Source organism: Methyloterricola oryzae (assembly GCF_000934725.1).
Classification (GTDB): domain Bacteria; phylum Pseudomonadota; class Gammaproteobacteria; order Methylococcales; family Methylococcaceae; genus Methyloterricola; species Methyloterricola oryzae.
Genome location: NZ_JYNS01000005.1, coordinates 159,644 through 179,339 on the forward strand (window position 1 = coordinate 159,644; position 19,696 = coordinate 179,339).

Sequence of the window (19,696 nt, forward strand, 5' to 3'; positions counted from 1 at the left end):
TCGACCCGGCAGGCCTCTTATGACGCAGGGCCTGACCCTGATCCGGACGGCTCAGATTGCCACGGTCGCCTTGCGCTCGGGCTCGCCCGATTTCTGCCGGCGGTCCTTTTCCAGTTTCTTCTTCGCGCGATGCCGCTTCAGGGGCGAGAGATAATCCACGAACAGCTTGCCCTCCAGGTGGTCGAGCTCGTGCTGTATGCATACGGCCAGGAGGCCGTCGGCTTCCATCTCGAACGGATTGCCCTCCCGGTCCAGTGCCTTGAACCTGATCTTCTCGGCGCGGCTCACCTTCTCGAACACGCCGGGAACGGACAGGCATCCCTCATCCATCTCCTCGGTGCCTTCCTTTTCCAGGATTTCCGGGTTGATCAGGCAAAGGGGCTGGTCCTTCTCTTCGGAAATGTCGATTACCACCACGCGCTTCTGCACGTTCACCTGGGTCGCGGCCAGGCCGATGCCGGGGGCTTTGTACATGGTTTCCAACATGTCTTGGATCAGGGCCGAGATGGACTCGTCCACGGTCTCGACGGGAAGCGCCTTCTTGCGCAGCCGCTTGTCGGGAAATTCGAGTATCGTCAATATGGCCATGGCCCTAGTCTGTGTTCTGATGCGAAAAATAATTTCAATTCTAACGGAGAATTGATGATCTTTGAATGGCTTAAGTGCTGGCGCCGGCGCCTGGCAAACTATCGGCTCTCTGCATATTAGACGCCTCGGGTCCGCGGAGGTTCATGGTTCGGGGTGGCCGCCCTGCTTGTCGTGTTTGAGACAAGCTACGGGCATTTGTCGTAAATTCGACAAACCAAAAATTGGTAAAACTTAATAAAAACAATAATATAAAATCTGGCTCAGAAATTGTAAGAGCGGGCAGGCTGCGTAGGCAGGCCTCAAGGTGTCGGGCTCATAAGCCTGCGGTCATCACCCAATCCGGTTTCAGTCCATGGCAAAAGCCACCATCACGTTCGAAGACATCAATGTAACGGTCACCGTACCCGCCGGTACCCGGCTCATCGAAATATCCGAGAAGGTGGGCGCAGGCATCACCTATGGATGCCGCGAAGGTGACTGTGGCACCTGCATGATGTTCGTCACGGCGGGAATCGAGAACCTCAGCGAACCTTCCGTGCTGGAGGATAAGATCCTCCGCGAGCATTTCGCCGGCAAGCAGGACCGCCTGGCCTGCCAGGCGCAGGTCCTGGGTGGAGCCGTCACGGTTAGGCCTGCCTAGGCCGAGCACATAAGGAGGCCGAAAGCGCGCGCGGTCCGGGCTTGGCCCTCATGGGCCAGAGCAAGGCACCAACTTTGCTTGGACATTGCTTAGTGTCGAGAGAACGCAGCTATGGCCAAACCCACAAAAGAAAAACTACATAATCTCCAGGACTCCCTGCCCCACGGCCTTCTGGCCGAAACCGTCAGCCAGGCGCCGGTGGCGATTTCCATCACGGATGAAAAGGCGAACATCCTCTACGTGAACCAGAACTTCACAGAAATCACCGGCTATGCACCAGAAGAAAGCATCGGCTGCAACGAATCCATGCTCTCCGACAAACGTACCCCGCCCAGCGTGTACCAGGATTTGTGGGCCTGCATCAAGGCCCAGGTTCCCTGGCAGGGACGCCTGCTGAACCGGCACAAGAGCGGCCAGCGCTACCTGGCACACGTGACGATTGCACCAATCTTGAACGATAAGGGCGAGACCACGCACTACATCGGCATGCACCAGGATGTCACCGAGGTCTACACCCTGGAACAGAAAGTGAAAAACCAGATGGTGCTGATCGAGTCGGTGGTGGACTTGATGCCCGTGGCGACGGTGCTCATCGACGAGGCTGACCGGGTGGTGTTGGACAATCAGATGTATAAGGCGTTGACCAGCGACCTGGGTCACAACGAGCCCTCCCGCTTGTTCATCAAGATGCTGCACGACGAATTTGGCGAGGAATGGGAGCGCCTCAAGACTCGCGGCGAGGGCTTCCGCAACCGGGAGATTCGCTTCGACCGCGGCGGTCGCCATGGGCCGCGTTGGTTCGCCTGCTCCGGAAGTTGGTTCAGCCGCGGCGATGACCATGTGGACTCGTTCTTTCACGAGAACCGCCAAACCTATTTCCTCCTGACGCTGAACGACATTACCCAGCAGAAGAAGCGGGAGGAGGAGATCCGCATCAATGCCCTGCGCGCCATGATGGCCGAGGACGAGAAGACCCAGAGCCTGCGCGAAGCCATCTTCGGCGCAATCCACCACATTGAGTCGCCGCTGAACCTGCTGACCGCGGCCCAGACCATGCTGCGGCGTCGGGGCAGCGAGTCGCAGAACAGTTCGCTCCTGGGCATCCTGGAGCAGATCCTGGAGGCGGGCGAGCAGTCGGTGGAACGGCTCAAGGCCTGCGTGCCGATGGCGGACACCACCGCCAAGGCGCCGGTCAACATCAATCAGGTGCTGCACGAGACCATCATCCTGCTCACCGACCGCCTGTTGTTGCGCGGCGTGGTGGTGGACTGGAGTCCGACGCCGGTGCTGCCCAGCCTCATGGGCCTGGAGTACCGGCTCAGATCCATGTTCAAGAACATCATGGAAAACGCCATCGAAGCCATGGACCAGAGGGGCATCGACCGCCGGGAACTGCGCATTGCCACCTGGTCGGACGAGAAGCTCATCCATATCTGCATCGAGGACACCGGGCCCGGCATTCCCGAGGAACTTCGCACCAAGGTGTTCGAGCCCTTCTATTCCACCAAGACCGGCGGCAAGCGCAGCCACTCCGGCATCGGGCTGACCATGGCGCAGGAAGTGGTCAACCAGCATCAGGGGTTGATCCGCTTCGATGCGTCCTACACAGATGGCTGCCGTGTCCACCTGCAATTCCCCATACGCCACCTGCATTCAGAGGCCGCACGACCCTATGTCCATGGCTGAACGTACCCTACTCATCGAGCGGGAGTTAGACACCCTCTACCAGGTCAGCCAGGTGCTCAACAGCACCCGCAACCTCAAGGACAAGCTGCAAGGGGTGCTGGACGTGCTGCACGAGGGCTCGGACCTGCGCTCCGGCATCCTGGCCTTGCGCGAGCAGGAGACCGATGCCCTGGTGGTGTGCGCCGTGCACGGCAACGAGCAGATGAGCATCCCCAACGGCGTTCGCTATGAGCCTGGCGAGGGGTTGATGGGCATCATACTGGATGCCGGCCACACCCTGGTGGTGGAGCGCATTGCCGACGAACCGCGTTTTCTGGGACGCTTGGGTCTGTATGACCCGGACCTGCCATTCATCGGCTCGCCCATACGCGTCAATGAGGACGAACTGGTGGGCGTGCTGGCCGCCCAACCCCTGGACGATCATCTGCTGGGGGAGCGCTCGCGCTTCATGGAGATGGTGGCCAATCTCATCGCCCAGAGCGTGGGCTTGCTGCGCAAGCTGGAGCAGCAGCAGCGCGACTTGACCGAGGAGCGCGACCAACTCAAGCAGAGCCTGCGCAAGAACTACGGTTTCGAGAACATCATTGGCCACACTCCGGCCATGCTCAAGGTGTTCGAACGGGTGCGGCAGGTGGCCAAGTGGAACACCACGGTGCTGATCCGCGGCGAATCCGGCACCGGCAAGGAGGCCATCGCCAATTCCATCCATTACAACTCCGCCTGCGCGGGCGGCCCCTTCATCAAGCTCAACTGTGCCGCGCTTCCCGACAATCTGTTGGAGTCCGAGTTGTTCGGGCACGAGAAAGGGGCTTTCTCAGGCGCCATCAGCCAGCGTAAGGGGCGATTCGAACTGGCTAACCACGGCACCTTGTTCCTGGACGAGATCGGCGAGATTTCCCTGTCCTTCCAGGCGAAACTGCTGCGCGTGCTGCAGGAAGGAGAGTTCGAGCGGGTGGGTGGCACCCACACCCTGAAGGTGCACGTGCGCATCATCGCCGCCACCAACAAGAACCTGGAAGAGGAAGTGGAAGCCGGGCGCTTCCGCGAGGACCTGTACTATCGGCTTAACGTGATGCCCATCAATACCCCGCCGCTTCGCGACCGGTTGGAGGACATACCGGAACTCGCACAGTTTCTGCTCGGGCGCATTTCGAAGCAGCAGGGGGGGAGCATCCTGGAGTTGAAGGAAAGCGCCATCCGGGTATTGATGCGCCATCATTGGCCGGGCAATGTGCGCGAGTTGGAGAATTGCCTGGAGCGGGCCGCCATCATGAGCCCTAACGGCATCATCGATCGCGATGTGATCGCCCTCACCGGCCTCGAAGATCAGATCGCCCCGGTGACCGCCAATGCCGCCCCGGTGGACTTCAACATCGAAGGCATGGACGAGCGCGAACAACTGATCGCCGCCCTGGAACAGGCGGGCTGGGTGCAGGCCAAGGCCGCGCGCCTGCTCAACATGACCCCCCGCCAGATCGCCTACCGGGTGCGCATCCTGAACATCAAGATGAAGCACATCTGACGGAGTTCCTGCTCATGAACTGTGGCTGCGGGGACCAGAAAGGGCCTCCCCTGTGGTTCTGCCGATCGAGACCCTTAGCGGTCGGGAAAAAATGCAATTTCGTGGTTAGCGGTCTCTACGCACACTGAGCGCAACGAGGGCCGTCGATCAGGCGCTCGCGGGTTCCAGCGCCGAATTTTCCGCCGCCTCGTTTCGCTCGTCGAAGTCCTGACGCGCCGATCCAGCGCCGTCCCGCATGGCGCGGCCGATCAGGCCGCTTCCTGGGATCAGCTTGCCGATCATCAGCGCGCTGAACACCACGCCGTAGGATACGCAGTACACCGTGTTGTAGACGGCGCGGCCTACGGGGCCTGGCCCGTCGCAAACTTCGGAGCTTATGGCTGTTTGTTCCGGCGGCTCCCCCCTTTCTGCCGCTGCGGATTCCATTCCGGGAGGCAAGGCGTTCAATCCTTCCGCAGCCGTGGTTTCCTCGCCGGCGCCGGAGGGTTTGCGCGAGATGGTGACGGTCTTTTTGGCCATGGTCAGGGCTCCATCAGTTCGTTGACGAGTTTGAGAATTTCACGGGCGGCGCTGCCTTTCGGTTCGGCTTCCATCACGGAGAGGCCGCGGGCGGCGCTTTCGGCGAACACCACTCTTTGGCCTATCGCCGTATCGGCCAAGGGAAAGGGATAGCCTTTCAGTGCATCGGCCACATCACGCCCAATGGCGGTGTTGCCGATCTTGCGGGTCACGACGAAGAGGCTGCGCAGTGACGCCTTGTACAGGCTGACTTCCTGAATCAGTTTGACGATTTCGTCGGCGGCCCAGACATCGTAGGGCGAGGGCTGAACCGGAATGAGCACCACATCCGCCGCCAGGATGGCGGACTTTGCCAGGTCGTTGACCCGCGGCGGGCCATCGATGAGGGTGTGCGCGTAATCGGCGGCGAGTTTGGGTATGTCCTTGTGCAGGGTGGGCTTGGCCATGCCCACGACGGGGAACAGGCTTTCGTCGCTGCGTGCCGCTTGCCAGTCCAGGGCGCTGCCTTGGGGGTCGGCGTCGATCAGCAGGATGCGTTCACCTGCGAGCGCCATGGCGGCAGCCAGGTTCACGGACAGGGTGGTCTTGCCAACCCCGCCCTTTTGGTTGAGCACCGCGAGGATCATGGATGTGATGCCGTTGCTGTTGGGTGCATGTGTGAACCACTGAACGCGGTTCCGTCCTTGTTAGAGCCGCGGAGCGCGCGGCTTCGGAGGCATCATAACATCAAGACGCCACGGGTAGACAGACGCCGGCGCTTGATGCCGTCGGCCTGTATGTCAGGCGGCAGCCATTGCGCGGAATCAGAAAGCGATGCCGGCCCCAGCGCCTATCAATTCTCCCTGCATCGGTCACTAAAGCTGGTGCAGCGGCTGGATGCGCTCGACTTGAAAGAAAGCGCACTGACCCTGGACCCTGGACTGTGGCGCGAATAGCTGTTGGTCGGATTGGCCTCTTCAAGGTGAGCGCCCAGTCTCCATCCCCGATCCTTGCCCTTAGACACAAGTGGCACGTCTTATTTCTGAAATCTGTAAGTCATCTGTAAGAACCGTCCCGTTAGTCTGCACCCGCGCATAAAGGGTTCTTTGGGGTTATGCGCGCCTGCCCAGGAGGGTCGGCATTCACGAATTAGCTTGGCAATGGCCAGCGTCTTCAGGGAAGAGCGCGGTTGCAGGCATCGACAACGAGGCGAACATGAAGACTCACACACCATTCATAGGCAACGGCATTTTTGCACTGATCCTCGCGGCCCTGGCATTGAGTGCGGGCACGGGGGCACGAGCGGAAACCCTGTACTCGACAGGATTTGAAGCGCCAGTATTTGCGGCGGGCGATGTGCTAGTAAACAAGGATGGATGGACAGGGTCAACAGTGCCTTTGCCTCCTCCAACTGGAGACGTGTCGTTAAATGCAGTTGCCGCCAAAGTCACTGATCGCAAGGCGAAATCGGGAAGTCAGGCCATCGAGGTTTTGGGCGGCGAGCTTATCGGTTTGCCTGTTTTCCCAGATCCCACGGACTTTTCCAGTTCAATCTTCTTTCCATACGACACAATCGGCTCCTATCGGCATCCCATAGATCCGCCAATCACAATTACATCTACATCCGGCAGGCCTTTCGCGGTCGTTGAGGCGGACATGATGTTGGATACCCGGCGGCCTCCTACGGTTGGAGAGTTTTTTTCGATGACTTTGGTTGCAAAGACTGACATTGGTGCGACGCTCGGAGAGATGCAATTGACCTCGGATGGACGAGTCTGGGCTTTCAATGCAGAGGATGGCAGGGGTAGCGACCCCATACCTACGTTTGCCAAAGGGTTCAGCTTCAACAAGTGGTATCACTTAAAGGTTGTTCTAGACTTTCGCCAGCAGAGAACCCTTTATTTTGTGAATGACGATCTTCTGGGGAGCGTGCCTCACGGGGCGTTGACCACTCTAACAGGATACAACAGCTTCACCCGAGGCTCTTTTGTCGTTCAGGCGCGCCCTGACTCTGCGACCAACTTGCGCGCCAATTACACCGCGCGTTACGACAACTTCCGAATCAGCGTGCGCAGCCGGCTGGCAGTGGACGATTGACTTATTAAAGCTATTTCGCGCTGGGCCCTTTTTGAGAGTCCAGCGCGCCCGTCTTATCCATCGTTCGAGGCCTGGATTTCCGCGACAGTCGTATCAAACTTGGCCCGAGCGTTATCGGCTCTAGCCTGCTTCAGGTCGGCGCTGTGCTGCGCCTTTGTAACCTGGTCAGGCCCAACCTGGCCCACCCGCGCAAGAGCCTTGTCGGCCGCGCTTTGCGTGCGGATTGCCTGGAGCGCACGGCGTGTCAAACGTTTGCCCAAGTGGGTCAGCTGCTTCCGGCAGGACTTGCTGGCGCAGGTTCCAACCGGACGCACGGTTTTCCAATCCTTCGGAGAGATAGGGGATGGCGCGCCTTGCGTGTCGGTCGATGGGCCCGTGCCTGGCGGGGTTGAAGGCGAGGGCGCCGAGGTTGGAGCCGGTGCAGCGCCGTTGCAATTCGCCCGGGCATCCGTGCGGGTCGGCGTGATGCGAAAGGCGTGGGATTGGCCGGCGGGATTGCGTCCCGCGCCGACGATCTGGCCGCTGTTCTTGATCGCGGCGGCGTCGCCCAGAACCCAGCCGCTGTCGCGGATGCCTTCCGCGTCGTTCAAGGATTCCGGGCAGCCTGGCCGAGACCAGAGCACAGGGTGCTTGGGGCCGCCATTGGAGTTCCAACTGGTCCCAACCACGATGCCGCTGTCATTGAAGTCGCGGCCTTCGCTCGAGTCGTCCCCGGCCAGCACGCCCAGGTCTTCCATGCCCTTGCCGTCGCTGTAGAGAAAGCCGTGCCAGCGCTCGCTCGGGCTGGAACTGGCGCCGGTGACCTGGCCGGACTGATTGAGCGAATTCGCCGCCCTGACCGGCGCGCCTAGCGAGGTCTGGCCCCCGGCGCTGATCGAGCCGCCCAGGGTGCCCAGATAGACTAGCCCCAGGCCTGTGGTGTAGCGAAAGGCATGGCGGTCGAGGGCGGTGCCCAGGGATTCCAGATGGCTCCAGCCGGCTACCTGGCCGTGATCGTTGATGGCGTTGGCCTGTCCCTGGTCGTCGCCGGGCACGGTTCCGAAATAGCCTTTGTCGGCGCCATCGGTGTAAAGGACCGCCCGCCGCCTGGCGCTGGAATACTCCCAACCGACCACCTGTCCGCCGCTGCTAATGCCGAAGGCGGCGCCAAGGCACGTCTCCAGGCTTGAGCAATGACTGTCGGTGAGGTTGATCATTCCCGCGCCGTCGCTGAACCGGAAGGCCACGCTGCCGCCGCCACGATCGACGTTTTCGCTGCGGCCGACGACCTGTCCGTCTACGTTGATGGCGGAACCATAACTGGTGTCGTTGGCCAGAAAGCGCGGCGCTACGCCGAGATCCTCCATGCCGGTGCTGTCGCCATAGCGGAAGGCGTGGGTCTTGCCCGAGAGCGTCGAACTGGACCCGGTCACCTGACCGGATTCGTTCAGGTCACTGGCGCCGCTGCTGGAACCGCCCAGGGTGCCCAGATCGGTGATGGTGTAAGCCGGTAATGCATGGACTGCAGGCGGATGGGCCAATAGCAGGCTCAAGGTGGCGAGGGATGGCCGGGCTATGCGAAGTGCGGGCGAAAAAGTGCGACTGGCTATGGCGCCGGGACCTCCGTGGCGACGGGGAGGTCCATTGTTATGCCCCGGCCCAGCGAGGTCAATGGCGCAAACGGCCGTCGCCTCGACGGCGGAGCCTGAACGGTTTGCTTCAGCGGGCTTTGTCGGCAAGCCGGTTATCGCCCGCCACAATCGATCTGCCCTGGCCGATTTCCAGGCCCGGAATGCCGATGCCCTGGATATGCATGGCGTTGCCGCCCTCCTCGTAGCGCGGCAGTTTGCCCTCCCGGCTCCACAGCCGGTAGGCGAGGGAGGCGGTGAGGACGCGGATTGGATAGTCGCGGGGAAGGTTCTGCAAATAGGGCTGGATGGTGACGAAGTCGCGCGCCCCGTACTGGCGCATGATGGACAACAGGCCGCCGTTACGCGGGCCGATGTTGTAGGCCAACAGGCCCAGGAACAGATCGTCGCGCATTTCCGCCAGATAATGGCGGAAGGTGGCCGCCGCCACGAAGATGTTGTGGCGCTGGTTGAGCATGTCCAGATTGGCGACGCGCAGGTGCTGCTTGGTCTGGTCCAGGGCGATGCGGGGCGGGGCGGTGATCTGGAACAAGCCCTTGCCGCCGTCCTTGCTGTCCCGGGGATAGAAGGAAGACTCCGCCGCGCCGACTCCCACCAGCACCTCGGCATCCACCTGATTGAGGCGGGCCGCCTCCTCGATGGTGGGAATGTAGATCTGCGCGCGCTCGATGATACGCTGCAGGGACCCCAGGTCGGAGCGCCGGTAGGAGGCGTAGACCTGATGAGCGATGGTGTTTCGCTCCGCTTCCTGGGTGCCGCCCACCAGGGTGCGCAGATTCGCCACCTCGTGGCGGAACCCGTCCTTGAAAGCAAACCATCCGGCGCCGATCCCGATCAGGACCGCGAGGATTGCCGGCAAAGGCATCAAGCGTTCCCGCAAACGGGCACGCAGCCGCAACCATAGCCACAAAAGCAGGGCAAACGCCAGAGCCAGGGCCAGGACGGTGCCGGCAAATGGCAAGAGATTGGCCCAGAATCCGGTGCCGCTGAACCACTCGGCGGCATGTCCGAGTGCCGCGATGCTGGCGATCAAGCCTGCCAGCAGCAATGCGCCGATTTCGACGCCCAGGGTCGTCAGATGTCTCCAGTCGCGGCGCTTCGCGGTCTTCGCGGTCGCCTTCTTTTTGCCGGACGCGCGCTTCTTACGCGGTTTGGGCGGCTTCTTGGCAGGCGGTTTGGGGCCGGTTTCTGGTGCTTCCACAGCTTCGGACAAGGTTGGCGAATTATCTCTGTCGGGTGTCAAGGGTAAGTGACTTTACGGATCAAAAGCCTTGCAAAGCCATTTAATTTCAGATGTCAACATACCTGAAGAGCCCGTCGCATCCTACTTGAGTCTAGTTGCGCGAAGCTGATTAATGAATGCCGAAAGTATGCCCCGAGGCGGTTGCCGCGATATCGCGGGCGTATTTGCTGCACGCAACCGCTATATCGATATCCGCATGTCTGAGAGCAGAGTTCCTATTTTTCGTAAGCCATTTGAGCCGAGTTACTTGACCTTTCGCTGGGCGCTTCTGTTGCGCGGCTATCGCGGATCAGTGGGGGCAAGCGAAAACCAAGCGTTAAAGGCTCCGCTTACGCCAGTAAGTGGGCCAGTGGACAGGCCGTGGCGGCTGGGGATTTGGTTGTCTGCAGGGGCCATGCTGCTGTGCTTGTTCGGCAAAAGCGATCCGATAGATAACGAATTCTGGCACAGTTGGATCTTGGAGTTCCAGACAGCTGGCTATCAGGGATTGAGCGCGAATTACCCCCCGCTCCTGCTTCACTGGCTAAGGCTGGTGGCCTGGACTTTTAGCGCCATCGGCATAACGCCTCAGAACAGCATGCTGATCAAAGTAGTCGTGACCTTTCCGACACTTCTCTGCCAACTCGCTTTCGTCGATTTGGTCGGACGCCGATTAGCGCAGCTCGGTGAAGCGCCCCAGCAATCAGGACTATTTTGGTTAGCGGTTTTTAACCCCGCGCTCCTGGCGAATGGCCCTATTTGGGGGCAGGTTGATCTCCTGCCTATCTTGCCCGCCTACTTCGCAGTTACCTCTGCGACAGAAAGAGCGCGTGCCGTTTGGGCCTTGCCGTGGCTGGTGGTTGCGCTCCTTACCAAGATGCAATCCATCGTCGTCGTTCCTGTGATCGCAGGTCTGGCCTTGAGGCATTTCCGTCAGCAGGTACTTGGGGCGCTTATTGCGATAGCAATCATCGCGCTAGGGTTCTTGCCTTTCGCACTAGCTGGAGCTGACGTTTTCGATGCGCTGGGACGCGCTTACTGGGGAAACCTTAGCCTCTATCCATTTTCGACGATTGACGCAGCCAATCTCTGGTACCTCGTAGTCGGTAAGAGTATGCAGCCGCACGATCTGAGCGTTCTGTCATCAGATTGCTTTCCAGGGTGGCTTGTTGACCTCGCGACACCACGCAAGCTAGGGCTACTAAGCTATTCGATCCTAAGTCTTGCCTTGATGATTTCGGCATTCCGCAACACTAGCAGGCAATATGTTCTGGGGCTAACAGTGGTTTCCGCTACCGGTTTCTTTGCATTCTCCAGCGGCATGCATGAGCGGTATCTGTTCTTTGCTGCTGCTTTCGCGGCTCTTTGGGGTTGCGAGGCGCCGCATCGGCGGCACTGGTACCCATTACTTACGGCGCTTTTGTACGTCAACATGAATTTCGCCCTGAATTTCTTCGGGCATCGCTTTCTCCGGCTGGTATCAGCAGTGGTTGTGTTGACATTCTTTGGATTGGGATGTCAGGCGATGTTTCAGAGCAATCGTCTGGATAGGGGTTATTTTTGCTTGTGTGCCTGCGCCGAAAGGCATCCTTGGGCACCGTATCTCGCGTTTACGGCTCTTTGGCTGATTTTGGCTGCGTCCCTAGTTGTCTCGCAGTTGCATAATTCGGGGAACACGCTGTCTTCCTAGTCTCCAAGCACTGCTTTGGGGTACACATAACCACAATTAAGAGCAGTCCGGAGTCAAAACCCTCGCATTCGAGCCCAACCCCGATTCCTGGAGGGGGCAGCGCTCATTCAAGCCTCCTTATAGCCTTTGGGTCGGCCTGCAGCCGTTCAGGAACAGGTCTACCACTTTGGCCATATAAGCCCGCTGTTCGTTCACCGCACACGACTTGACGCCGTGGGTCGCCTGGCACTGAACCGGCCCGTGGACCATGTGGATGAACTGTTCGGCGGCGAAGCCAGTGTCTTCGATGGCAAGTTCCCCGCTCTTCACGCCACGCATCAGGATCTCTTCGATGCACGCGGCCAGCCTGGAAAACCCTTGTTCGTACAGGACCGTCTGCAGTTCCGGAAAGCGGCCGGCTTCGGCGGTGATGAGGCGGCGCATGGCGATGGCGTCCTCGGTGAGGGCCACGGCCAGCAAATGGCTGCCGATGGATTTCAAGGCCTGTTCGATATCGCGGGTTTCCGAGGCGGCCTGTTCCAACCCGGGAAACAGGTTGAGCTCCAACCGATGTTGCAGGATGGCCGCGAACAGGGCGCGCTTGTCGGGAAACCGGTCATACAGGGTGCGCTTGGCCACGCCCGCGGCGCGGGCGATGGCTTCGATGCTGGTGGCGGCATATCCGCGTTCCAGCATCAGACGGTGGGCGACCTGGATGATCCGCAGCGAGAGTTGCTCGGATTCTTCCCGCGTAGGACGGCCGCCGGTGCCGGTTGCTTTGTTCATGACCAATGGACGCGCGGAAGCTCCGGCAGGGAGGTGGGGGATGGCGCTATTTCTCTCATACTCAGCAGGGTTTGTAAATGAAACGATACCGTTTCGTTGCATTAAAGCATAGACTATGCTTGAATTCGTCCAGGCGATCCAACCAGGGGCACTCCCGTTTCTACCCGACCCATCTCTTGGCGCTACCCAGCCCCCTTGTCTGACCGAACGGCCGACGGCGGCCCCAGGCACTTTGCACGCCTGGGCTTCGCTTTGTCGCTGTCTTTGCTGTTGGCAGGCTGTACCCTCGGCCCCGACTTCGAGCGGCCGCAAGCACCCGAGGCGAAGGGCTATGTGGCGGAGGGCAAACAGGACGGCGCCGCAGTGGCCAGCGACGGAATCCGCCAGAAGCTGCTGCAAGGCAAGGATGTGCCGGGGGAATGGTGGCGGCTGTTCCGCTCGCCGGCCCTGAACCGTCTCATCGAAAAGGCGCTAAAGCGCAGCCCCGACCTGCAGGCGGCGAGCGCGGCCCTGCGCGAGGCGCGCGAGAACGCCGTCGCGGAGGAGAGCGGCCTGTTTCCCTCTATTTCCGCCAATGGCAACGGGTTACGCCAAAAGACCGCCGGCGCCCTGTTCGGCAATCCCAATTTCAGCGGGACCACGTTCACCCTCTATAACGCGTCGGTGAAGGTGTCCTACACTCTGGACGTGTTCGGCGCCATCCGCCGCACCATCGAGGCCTTCAACGCCCAGGCCGAATACCAGCAGTACCAGTTGCAGGGCGCCGTCCTCAGCCTGAGTTCCAACCTGGCGACTACGGCCATACGCGAAGCCTCTTTGCGTGGCCAGATCGCCGCGACCGAAGAGGTCATGGCAGCGCAGCAACAGCAACTGGACCTCATCGCGAGGCAGGTGGATCTGGGCGCGGCTTCGCAGCTGGATCTGCTCTCCCAACGCACGGCCCTGGAGCAGACCCGGGCCAGCCTGCCGCCGCTGCGCCAGCAGCTGGCCCAAGCCAGGCATGCCTTGCGGGTGCTGGCGGGGGATTTTCCCAGCGACGACCTGGCCGCCCAGTTCAATCTCAGCGATCTGCGTCTGCCCCAGGATCTGCCGCTGAGCCTCCCGTCGAAACTGGTGGAGCAGCGGCCTGACGTGCGCGCCCAGGAGTCCCTGCTGCATGCCGCCAGCGCCCAGATCGGCGTTGCGACGGCCCACCTGCTGCCGGACTTCACCCTCGAGGCCAGCGCCGGCACCATCGCCACAAAGATGGGCGATCTGTTCATGCCGGGCAGCGGCATCTGGAATACAGGGCTGAACATCCTGCAGCCGGTCTTCCACGGCGGCGAACTCTTCCACAAACGGGAGGCGGCGATCGCCGCCTACGAGCAGGCCGCGGCCCAGTACCGCAGCACGGTGCTCCAGGCCCTGCAGAATGTGGCGGATACCCTGCGCGCCCTGCAGAACGATGCCGCCACCCTGGCGGCCCAGCAGGCCGCGGAACAGTCGGCGTCAGAGACCTGGCAACTGGCCCAGGCCCAGTATGCCACCGGCGCAATCAGCTATCTCTCCACCCTCAAGGCGCAGAGCGATTACCAGCAGTCGCGCATCGGCCGCGTGCAGGCGGAAGCGGCGCGCCTGGCGGATACGGCGGCCCTGTTCCAGGCTCTGGGCGGCGGCTGGTGGAACCGCGCCGACCCGGCCCTTAGCCTGGCCGCGCCTGCGGTTCCGGATTGAGCTTTCGTGCAAATTCCATGCGGCGTGCTGATCGCACAACCCTGATGCTCATTCGCCCGCAGGACCCTTAAGGACTGGAAACCAACCATGATCAAACGCATGCTCATCATGCTGGTGCTCGTTGCCCTGGTGCTGGGCGCCGTTTTCGGCTTCATCAGCTTCAAAGGACGCATGATCAAGGAATTCATGAGCGCCCAGGGCAATCCGCCGCAGACGGTGTCCGCTACGCAGGCGGTCTACAGCGAGTGGACCCAGCGCCGCGAGGCGGTGGGCACCGTGCGCGCGTTGCGCGGGGCGGACTTGAGCGCCGAGGTGGCGGGCATTGTCGAGGACATCCGCTTCCAGCAGGGCGAGGAGGTCAAGGCCGGAACGCCCCTGGTGCAGCTGCGCGCCCAGGACGACATCGCCCGGCTGCAGTCGCTGCAGGCCGCCGCCGAGCTGGCCCGCATCACCTATCGCCGCGATCAGGAGCAGTTCAAGGTCAAGGCCGTGAGCCAGCAGGTGCTGGATACGGATGCCGCCAATCTGGAACAGGCCGTCGCCAACGCCAACCAGCAGCAGGCATTGCTGAACAAGAAGACCATCCGCGCGCCATTCGCCGGTCGCCTGGGTGTGCGCCTGGTGGACCCGGGCCAGTACCTGGAAGCCGGCACCGCCGTGGTGACGCTCCAGGCCCTGGACCCCATCTTCGTTGACTTCCTGCTGCCGCAGCAGGCATTGGGGGACCTGCGCCCGGGAGAGTCCGTGGATGTGCGGACCGACGCCTATCCGGGGCAGGCATTCCGGGGCGAGGTGATCGTGGTCAATCCCAAGGTAGAGGGCGACACGCGCAATGTGCAGGTCCGCGCCCAGTTGCCCAATCCCGAACAACGGCTGCTGCCCGGCATGTATGCGCAGGTATCCCTCACCGTGGGCGAGCCCAGGCGCCATTTGACCTTGCCGCGCACGGCCATCGCCTTTAATCCCTATGGTGCGACGGTGTTCAAACTGGTGGAAGAGGGCCGCGATGACAAAGGCCAGCCGAAACTCGTGGCCAAGCAGAACTTCGTCAAGACCGGCGACGCTCGCGGCGATCAGGTGGCCATACTGGAGGGCGTCAAGGAAGGGGAGCAGGTAGTCACCTCCGGCCAGATGAAGCTGCGCAACGGCACCCCGGTCAAGGTTGACAACACCAATCCGCCCGGCAATGACCCGGCCCCGCAGCCGTCTGACGAGTAGGGGTTGGCGCCATGAAGTTCACCGATATCTTCGTTCAGCGCCCGGTACTGGCCACGGTGGTGAGCCTGCTGCTGCTGGTGCTGGGCCTCAGGTCCCTGGCCAGTTTGCAGGTCTTGCAGTATCCGCATACCGAAAATGCCGTGGTGACGGTGACCACCACCTACTACGGCGCGGACTCCGAACTGGTGGCGGGCTTCATCACCACGCCCTTGGAGAATGTCATCGCCCAGGCCAATGGCATCGACTACCTCAGTTCCACCAGCCAGAGCAGCGTCAGCACCATCAAGGCCACGCTGCGGTTGAACTACGACTCCAACAAGGCGCTCAATGAGATCAACACCAAGGTCAACTCGGTGCTCAACCAGTTGCCGCCGGAGACCCAGCGGCCGGTGCTGACCCTGGAGATCGGCGAGACCATCGACGCCATGTACATCGGCTTTGCCAGCAAGGTGCTGCCGTCCAACAGCATCACCGACTACCTGCTGCGCGTCGTGCAGCCCAAGCTGCAGGTGGTGAAAGGCGTGCAGACCGCGGAACTGCTGGGCAGCAAGTTTTTTGCCCTGCGTGCCTGGCTGGATCCCGGCAGGCTCGCGGCCTACGGCCTGACGGCGGCGGACGTGAGTACCGCCCTGGCGCAGAACGACTACCTCTCCGGGATCGGCAACACCAAGGGGCAGATGGTCCAGGTGAACCTGACCGCCTCCACCAGCCTGCACTCGGTGGAGGAGTTCGAGAACCTGGTGCTGAAGCAGAAGGACGGCGCCTTCATCCGCCTGAAGGATGTGGCCAAGGTGAGCCTGGGGGCGGACGACTACGAATCCAGCGTCGCCTTCGACGGCCAGGACGCGGTGTACATCGGCATCAAGGTGGCGCCGGGCGCCAACCTGCTGGACGTGGTCAGCGGGGTGCGGGCCGCATTCCCCGATATCGAGGCGCAGCTGCCCCAGGGATTGACCGGCAAGATCGTCTATGACTCCACCAAGTTCGTCGACAGTTCCATCGACGAGGTGATCCACACCCTGGTGGAAGCCCTGCTCATCGTCAGCCTGGTGGTGTTCGCCTTCCTCGGTTCGCCGCGCTCGGTGATCATTCCCGTGGTGGCAATTCCCCTGTCCCTGGTGGGCACCTTCACCATGATGCTGATGTTCGGCTTCTCCGTGAACCTGCTCACCCTGCTGGCCTTGGTGCTGGCCATCGGCCTGGTGGTGGATGACGCGATCATCGTGGTGGAGAACGTCAACCGCCATCTGGAAGAAGGCATGCAACCAGTGCCAGCGGCCCTACAGGCCGCTCGGGAATTGGCTAGCCCCATCATCGCCATGACCATCGTGCTGGTGGCGGTGTATGTGCCCATCGGCTTCCAGGGCGGGCTGACCGGGGCGCTGTTCACCGAGTTCGCCTTCACCCTGGTGGGGGCGGTGACCGTGTCGGCAGTGGTGGCGCTGACCCTCTCGCCCATGATGTGCTCGCGCCTGCTCAAGCCCCATGTGCGCGACCGCAGCGGATGGGAGGAGCGGTTGGTGGATTTCATCGACCGCGCCTTTGAATGGCTGCACCTGCGCTATACCCGGATGCTGCACGGTACCCTGAACTTCCTGCCGGTAACGGCGGTGTTTGCCGTGATTGTGCTGGGTAGCATCTATTTCCTGTATGCCGCCGCCAGCAGCGAACTGGCCCCGGAGGAGGACCAGGGCGTGCTCATCACCATGCTCACCGCCGCGCCGGACGCGACCCTCAAGCAGCGCCTGAAGTATTCGGCCCAGGTCTACGAGAAATTCGTGTCGCACCCCGAGAACGACCATGTGTTCCAGTTGGACATGCCGGGCCAGACCATCGCAGGCATGGTGCTCAAGCCCTGGGACGAGCGGGAGAAGACCACCAAGGTGTTGCAGCCGGAACTGCAGGCGCAGGTGGACGGCGTCGCCGGGGTCAAGGTGGCGGTGTTCCAGCCGCCGCCCTTGCCCGGCACCAGCGGCCTGCCGGTGCAGTTCGCCATCGGCACCACCGAGCCCTTTTCGCGCCTGAATGAAGTTTCGCGCCAGTTCCTGCAGGATGTGCAGAACAGCGGCATGTTCATCTTCGTCGATTCTGATCTCAAGTATGACCAGCCCCAGGCGCGGGTGGAGATCGACCGCAACAAGGCGGCACTGCTGGGGCTGAACATGCAGGACGTGGGCGGCTCGCTCGCTTCCATGCTGGGTGGCGGCTACGTCAATTACTTCAGTCTGTCCGGTCGCTCCTACAAGGTGATACCGCAGGTGCAGCAGCGTTTCCGCCTGAATCCGGGCCAACTCGGCGACTACTACGTGCGCAGCGCCAGCGGGCAGTCGGTGCCGCTCTCCACCATCGCCTCGATTCGCACCGAGACCGTGCCGCAGTCCCTCAACCACTTCCAGCAGATGAACTCCGCCACCATCTCCGGCGTACCGTTTCCCGGCGTGGCCCTGGGCGATGCCCTCGGCTACCTCAAGGACCTGGCCGCCCGAACCTTGCCGGCCGGATTTTCGGTGGACTACGCGGGCCTGTCGCGGCAGATGGTGCAGGAGTCCTCGGGCTTTCTGCTGACTTTCCTGTTCGCCCTCATCATCATCTTCCTGGCCCTGGCGGCGCAGTTCGAGAGCTTCCGCGACCCGCTCATCATTCTGGTGTCGGTGCCCATGTCCATTGCCGGGGCGCTGATCTTCATCGCCCTGGGAATCGGCGAAGCGACCCTCAACATCTACACTGAAGTGGGCCTGGTTACCTTGATGGGCCTGATCTCCAAGCACGGCATCCTCATCGTGGAGTTCGCCAACAACCTGCAGCGGCAGGGCCATAGCAAGCGCGAGGCGGTGGAGATGGCCGCCGGGATTCGTTTACGGCCCATTTTGATGACCACCGCCGCCATGGTGCTGGGCGTGTTGCCCCTGATCATGGCCAGTGGCGCCGGCGCCGTGTCGCGCTTCAACATGGGGCTGGTGATCGCTACGGGCATCGCCATCGGCACCTTGTTCACCCTTTTCGTGGTGCCGGCGGTGTATCTGTTGCTGGGCCAGGACCACAGCCGCGAGGCGGCCCGCCTGGCATCGGACCCGGCGGCGGCGCACTGAGCCCGGCGTGAGCAAACCTATGGGGTGCTGGGGTCAAACCGCGTAATGGGCGTAAGCGGTATGCACCAGGTCGTCCGGTGTGAAATGGAAAACCTCCGCGGCTAGACTGCCGCCGGCGCCCCGGTAATGCAGGGTGATGCTGGAGACCCCGGCCAGCGCACAGATCAATTCGAACCGCAGATCGGGCATGCGCTCCAGCGCCTTGCGCCAGTAATCACCTACTGCTTGTTTTCCTTGCAGGCGTCCCTCGGCGACTCCCGCCAATTGCCGGATGTAGGGCGAATGCATGACGAAATCCTCGGTGTAGTGAGCGAGGACGCGGTCCAGATCGTGGTCGTTCCAAGCCTCGATCCAGTCTCTGGCAAAGTGTTCAACAAAGTCGCGGTCCATGGGGTCGGATTCTAGTGGGCTCAATGTCATGCAATGGTAAACGTCTGTGTGCGTCAGCCGCCAGCCGCCGCGGGCCTGCCAGGAGCGCCAGGGACAATAGGCGTTTTGACCTGCATGACGGAACGGATGGCCTCAATCACGGCTTCGGGCTTCTCGAGGGGAATTCCGTGGCCGCTGTCCACCCAGACCTGGGTGGCGCCGGGGTAAAGCCGGGCCAGATCCTTGCGCTTAGCGTTGGCATCCTTCGCCAGGTCCGAGGTCTCGCTCATCGGTTCCGCTGCGCTCAGGATGATCACCGGCTTGTTTGTCAGTGTCGGCAGGGCAAGCACGGCCTCGCCGGTCGCATCGATGCCCTCGAGTTCCGCGTGGCCCATGTCCGAAGTCAGCATCAAGATGCCCCAGCGCACCCAGGCGGGCCAGTGTTCGGGGGCCCCCTGGCCTTTTAGTTGCTCGGGGTGGGTCGAGTCGACCAGGATCAGCGCCTCCACTTCATCCGGGTAGCGCCGGGCGAACCACTGCAGGTACAGCCCGCCCAGGGAATGTCCGACCAGCACATAGGGCGGTTTCAGGTCCTTGCCGCGCAGCAGGCTGCGTAGTTCCTCAACCACGTGCATGCCGTCTCGCGGTGTGTCCACCCTATCGCTGTCACCATAGCCCGGGCGATTGTAGGCAAAGGCCGTGCGTTCCTTTGCGATGACCGGATAGACCTCGGCCCACCAATCCAGACGCCCGTCGAGGCCATTTTCGAATACCACCGGAGGCGTGCCGTGACGCGTGAGAACGTATTCGACTCGCCGCTTGTCGACCGATTCCGTGACCTTGCCAGGCAGTGTCGCGCACGCCGACAAGGTTTCCAGGAGCAGGAGGGCGAGCGTCGCTAGAATGTGCTTGTGCTGCATCTGTCGGTAAATGCTCAGCTGGCCGAAATCTTCCTGCGATCCTGTGTCAGG

The 19,696-nt window shown here is 61.8% G+C and carries 16 protein-coding genes; 8 read left to right on the forward strand and 8 right to left on the reverse strand.

All coding sequences use genetic code 11. The features are described from left to right. Positions 1–51 precede the first annotated feature (51 nt). Positions 52–588 (reverse strand): peptide deformylase, encoded by a 537-nt coding sequence (gene def / locus EK23_RS09210; protein WP_045225056.1) that lies wholly within the window; start codon positions 586–588, stop codon positions 52–54. A gap of 352 nt (positions 589–940) precedes the next feature. Here def and EK23_RS09215 point away from each other — a divergent pair, with 352 nt between their 5' ends. The 3 genes from EK23_RS09215 to nifA all read left to right on the forward strand — a co-directional run bounded on the left by EK23_RS09215 (position 941) and on the right by nifA (position 4,436). After that, positions 941–1,228, forward strand: a complete 288-nt coding sequence (locus tag EK23_RS09215; protein ID WP_045225057.1) for a 2Fe-2S iron-sulfur cluster-binding protein — start codon at positions 941–943, stop codon at positions 1,226–1,228. Positions 1,229–1,339: 111 nt separating this feature from the next. After that, on the forward strand, positions 1,340–2,914 hold the full coding sequence (nifL, locus tag EK23_RS09220) for a nitrogen fixation negative regulator NifL (protein ID WP_045225058.1): 1,575 nt from the start codon (positions 1,340–1,342) through the stop codon (positions 2,912–2,914). After that, the gene (gene nifA, locus EK23_RS09225) at positions 2,907–4,436 is read left to right on the forward strand and encodes a nif-specific transcriptional activator NifA (protein WP_045225147.1); all 1,530 of its coding nucleotides are present in this window, start codon (positions 2,907–2,909) and stop codon (positions 4,434–4,436) included. Before nifL ends, nifA begins: the two co-directional genes overlap by 8 nt. Positions 4,437–4,583: 147 nt before the next feature. Here the strand turns inward: nifA and EK23_RS09230 are convergent, their stop codons facing one another. Together EK23_RS09230 and parA are read right to left on the reverse strand one after the other, a co-directional pair. Beyond that, positions 4,584–4,955 (reverse strand): hypothetical protein, encoded by a 372-nt coding sequence (locus tag EK23_RS09230; RefSeq protein ID WP_052808068.1) that lies wholly within the window; start codon positions 4,953–4,955, stop codon positions 4,584–4,586. A gap of 2 nt (positions 4,956–4,957) precedes the next feature. Continuing rightward, positions 4,958–5,581 (reverse strand): ParA family partition ATPase, encoded by a 624-nt coding sequence (gene parA / locus EK23_RS09235; RefSeq protein ID WP_045225059.1) that lies wholly within the window; start codon positions 5,579–5,581, stop codon positions 4,958–4,960. 568 nt (positions 5,582–6,149) lie between these two features. Between parA and EK23_RS09240 the strand changes: the two genes are divergently transcribed. Continuing rightward, positions 6,150–7,031 (forward strand): hypothetical protein, encoded by an 882-nt coding sequence (locus EK23_RS09240; RefSeq protein ID WP_045225060.1) that lies wholly within the window; start codon positions 6,150–6,152, stop codon positions 7,029–7,031. A gap of 53 nt (positions 7,032–7,084) precedes the next feature. Here EK23_RS09240 and EK23_RS23650 read toward each other — a convergent pair whose 3' ends face one another. Both EK23_RS23650 and EK23_RS09250 read right to left on the reverse strand, forming a co-directional pair. Then, positions 7,085–8,551: an HAF repeat-containing protein gene (locus EK23_RS23650; RefSeq protein ID WP_045225061.1), complete on the reverse strand. Its 1,467-nt coding sequence runs from the start codon at positions 8,549–8,551 to the stop codon at positions 7,085–7,087. 178 nt (positions 8,552–8,729) lie between these two features. Then, positions 8,730–9,860, reverse strand: coding sequence for a transglycosylase SLT domain-containing protein (locus EK23_RS09250; protein ID WP_052808081.1), 1,131 nt, complete (start codon positions 9,858–9,860; stop codon positions 8,730–8,732). A gap of 154 nt (positions 9,861–10,014) precedes the next feature. On the opposite strand from EK23_RS09250, the gene EK23_RS09255 reads away from it, so the two are divergent. Further along, a complete protein-coding gene (locus tag EK23_RS09255) occupies positions 10,015–11,571 on the forward strand; it encodes a putative hexosyltransferase (protein WP_145998611.1) in 1,557 nt (518 codons plus the stop codon). Between the two features lie 117 nt (positions 11,572–11,688). Here the strand turns inward: EK23_RS09255 and EK23_RS09260 are convergent, their stop codons facing one another. Further along, positions 11,689–12,336 (reverse strand): TetR/AcrR family transcriptional regulator, encoded by a 648-nt coding sequence (locus tag EK23_RS09260; RefSeq protein ID WP_045225064.1) that lies wholly within the window; start codon positions 12,334–12,336, stop codon positions 11,689–11,691. 195 nt (positions 12,337–12,531) lie between these two features. Between EK23_RS09260 and EK23_RS09265 the strand changes: the two genes are divergently transcribed. The 3 genes from EK23_RS09265 to EK23_RS09275 all read left to right on the forward strand — a co-directional run bounded on the left by EK23_RS09265 (position 12,532) and on the right by EK23_RS09275 (position 18,356). Beyond that, the gene (locus EK23_RS09265) at positions 12,532–14,049 is read left to right on the forward strand and encodes an efflux transporter outer membrane subunit (RefSeq protein ID WP_082054063.1); all 1,518 of its coding nucleotides are present in this window, start codon (positions 12,532–12,534) and stop codon (positions 14,047–14,049) included. 87 nt (positions 14,050–14,136) lie between these two features. After that, positions 14,137–15,267, forward strand: a complete 1,131-nt coding sequence (locus EK23_RS09270; RefSeq protein ID WP_045225065.1) for an efflux RND transporter periplasmic adaptor subunit — start codon at positions 14,137–14,139, stop codon at positions 15,265–15,267. 11 nt (positions 15,268–15,278) lie between these two features. After that, positions 15,279–18,356, forward strand: coding sequence for an efflux RND transporter permease subunit (locus EK23_RS09275; RefSeq protein WP_045225066.1), 3,078 nt, complete (start codon positions 15,279–15,281; stop codon positions 18,354–18,356). Positions 18,357–18,389: 33 nt separating this feature from the next. Here the strand turns inward: EK23_RS09275 and EK23_RS09280 are convergent, their stop codons facing one another. Both EK23_RS09280 and EK23_RS09285 read right to left on the reverse strand, forming a co-directional pair. Further along, positions 18,390–18,746: a nuclear transport factor 2 family protein gene (locus EK23_RS09280; RefSeq protein ID WP_045225067.1), complete on the reverse strand. Its 357-nt coding sequence runs from the start codon at positions 18,744–18,746 to the stop codon at positions 18,390–18,392. Between the two features lie 53 nt (positions 18,747–18,799). Beyond that, the gene (locus EK23_RS09285; RefSeq protein ID WP_045225068.1) at positions 18,800–19,645 is read right to left on the reverse strand and encodes an alpha/beta fold hydrolase; all 846 of its coding nucleotides are present in this window, start codon (positions 19,643–19,645) and stop codon (positions 18,800–18,802) included. Positions 19,646–19,696: the final 51 nt, after the last annotated feature.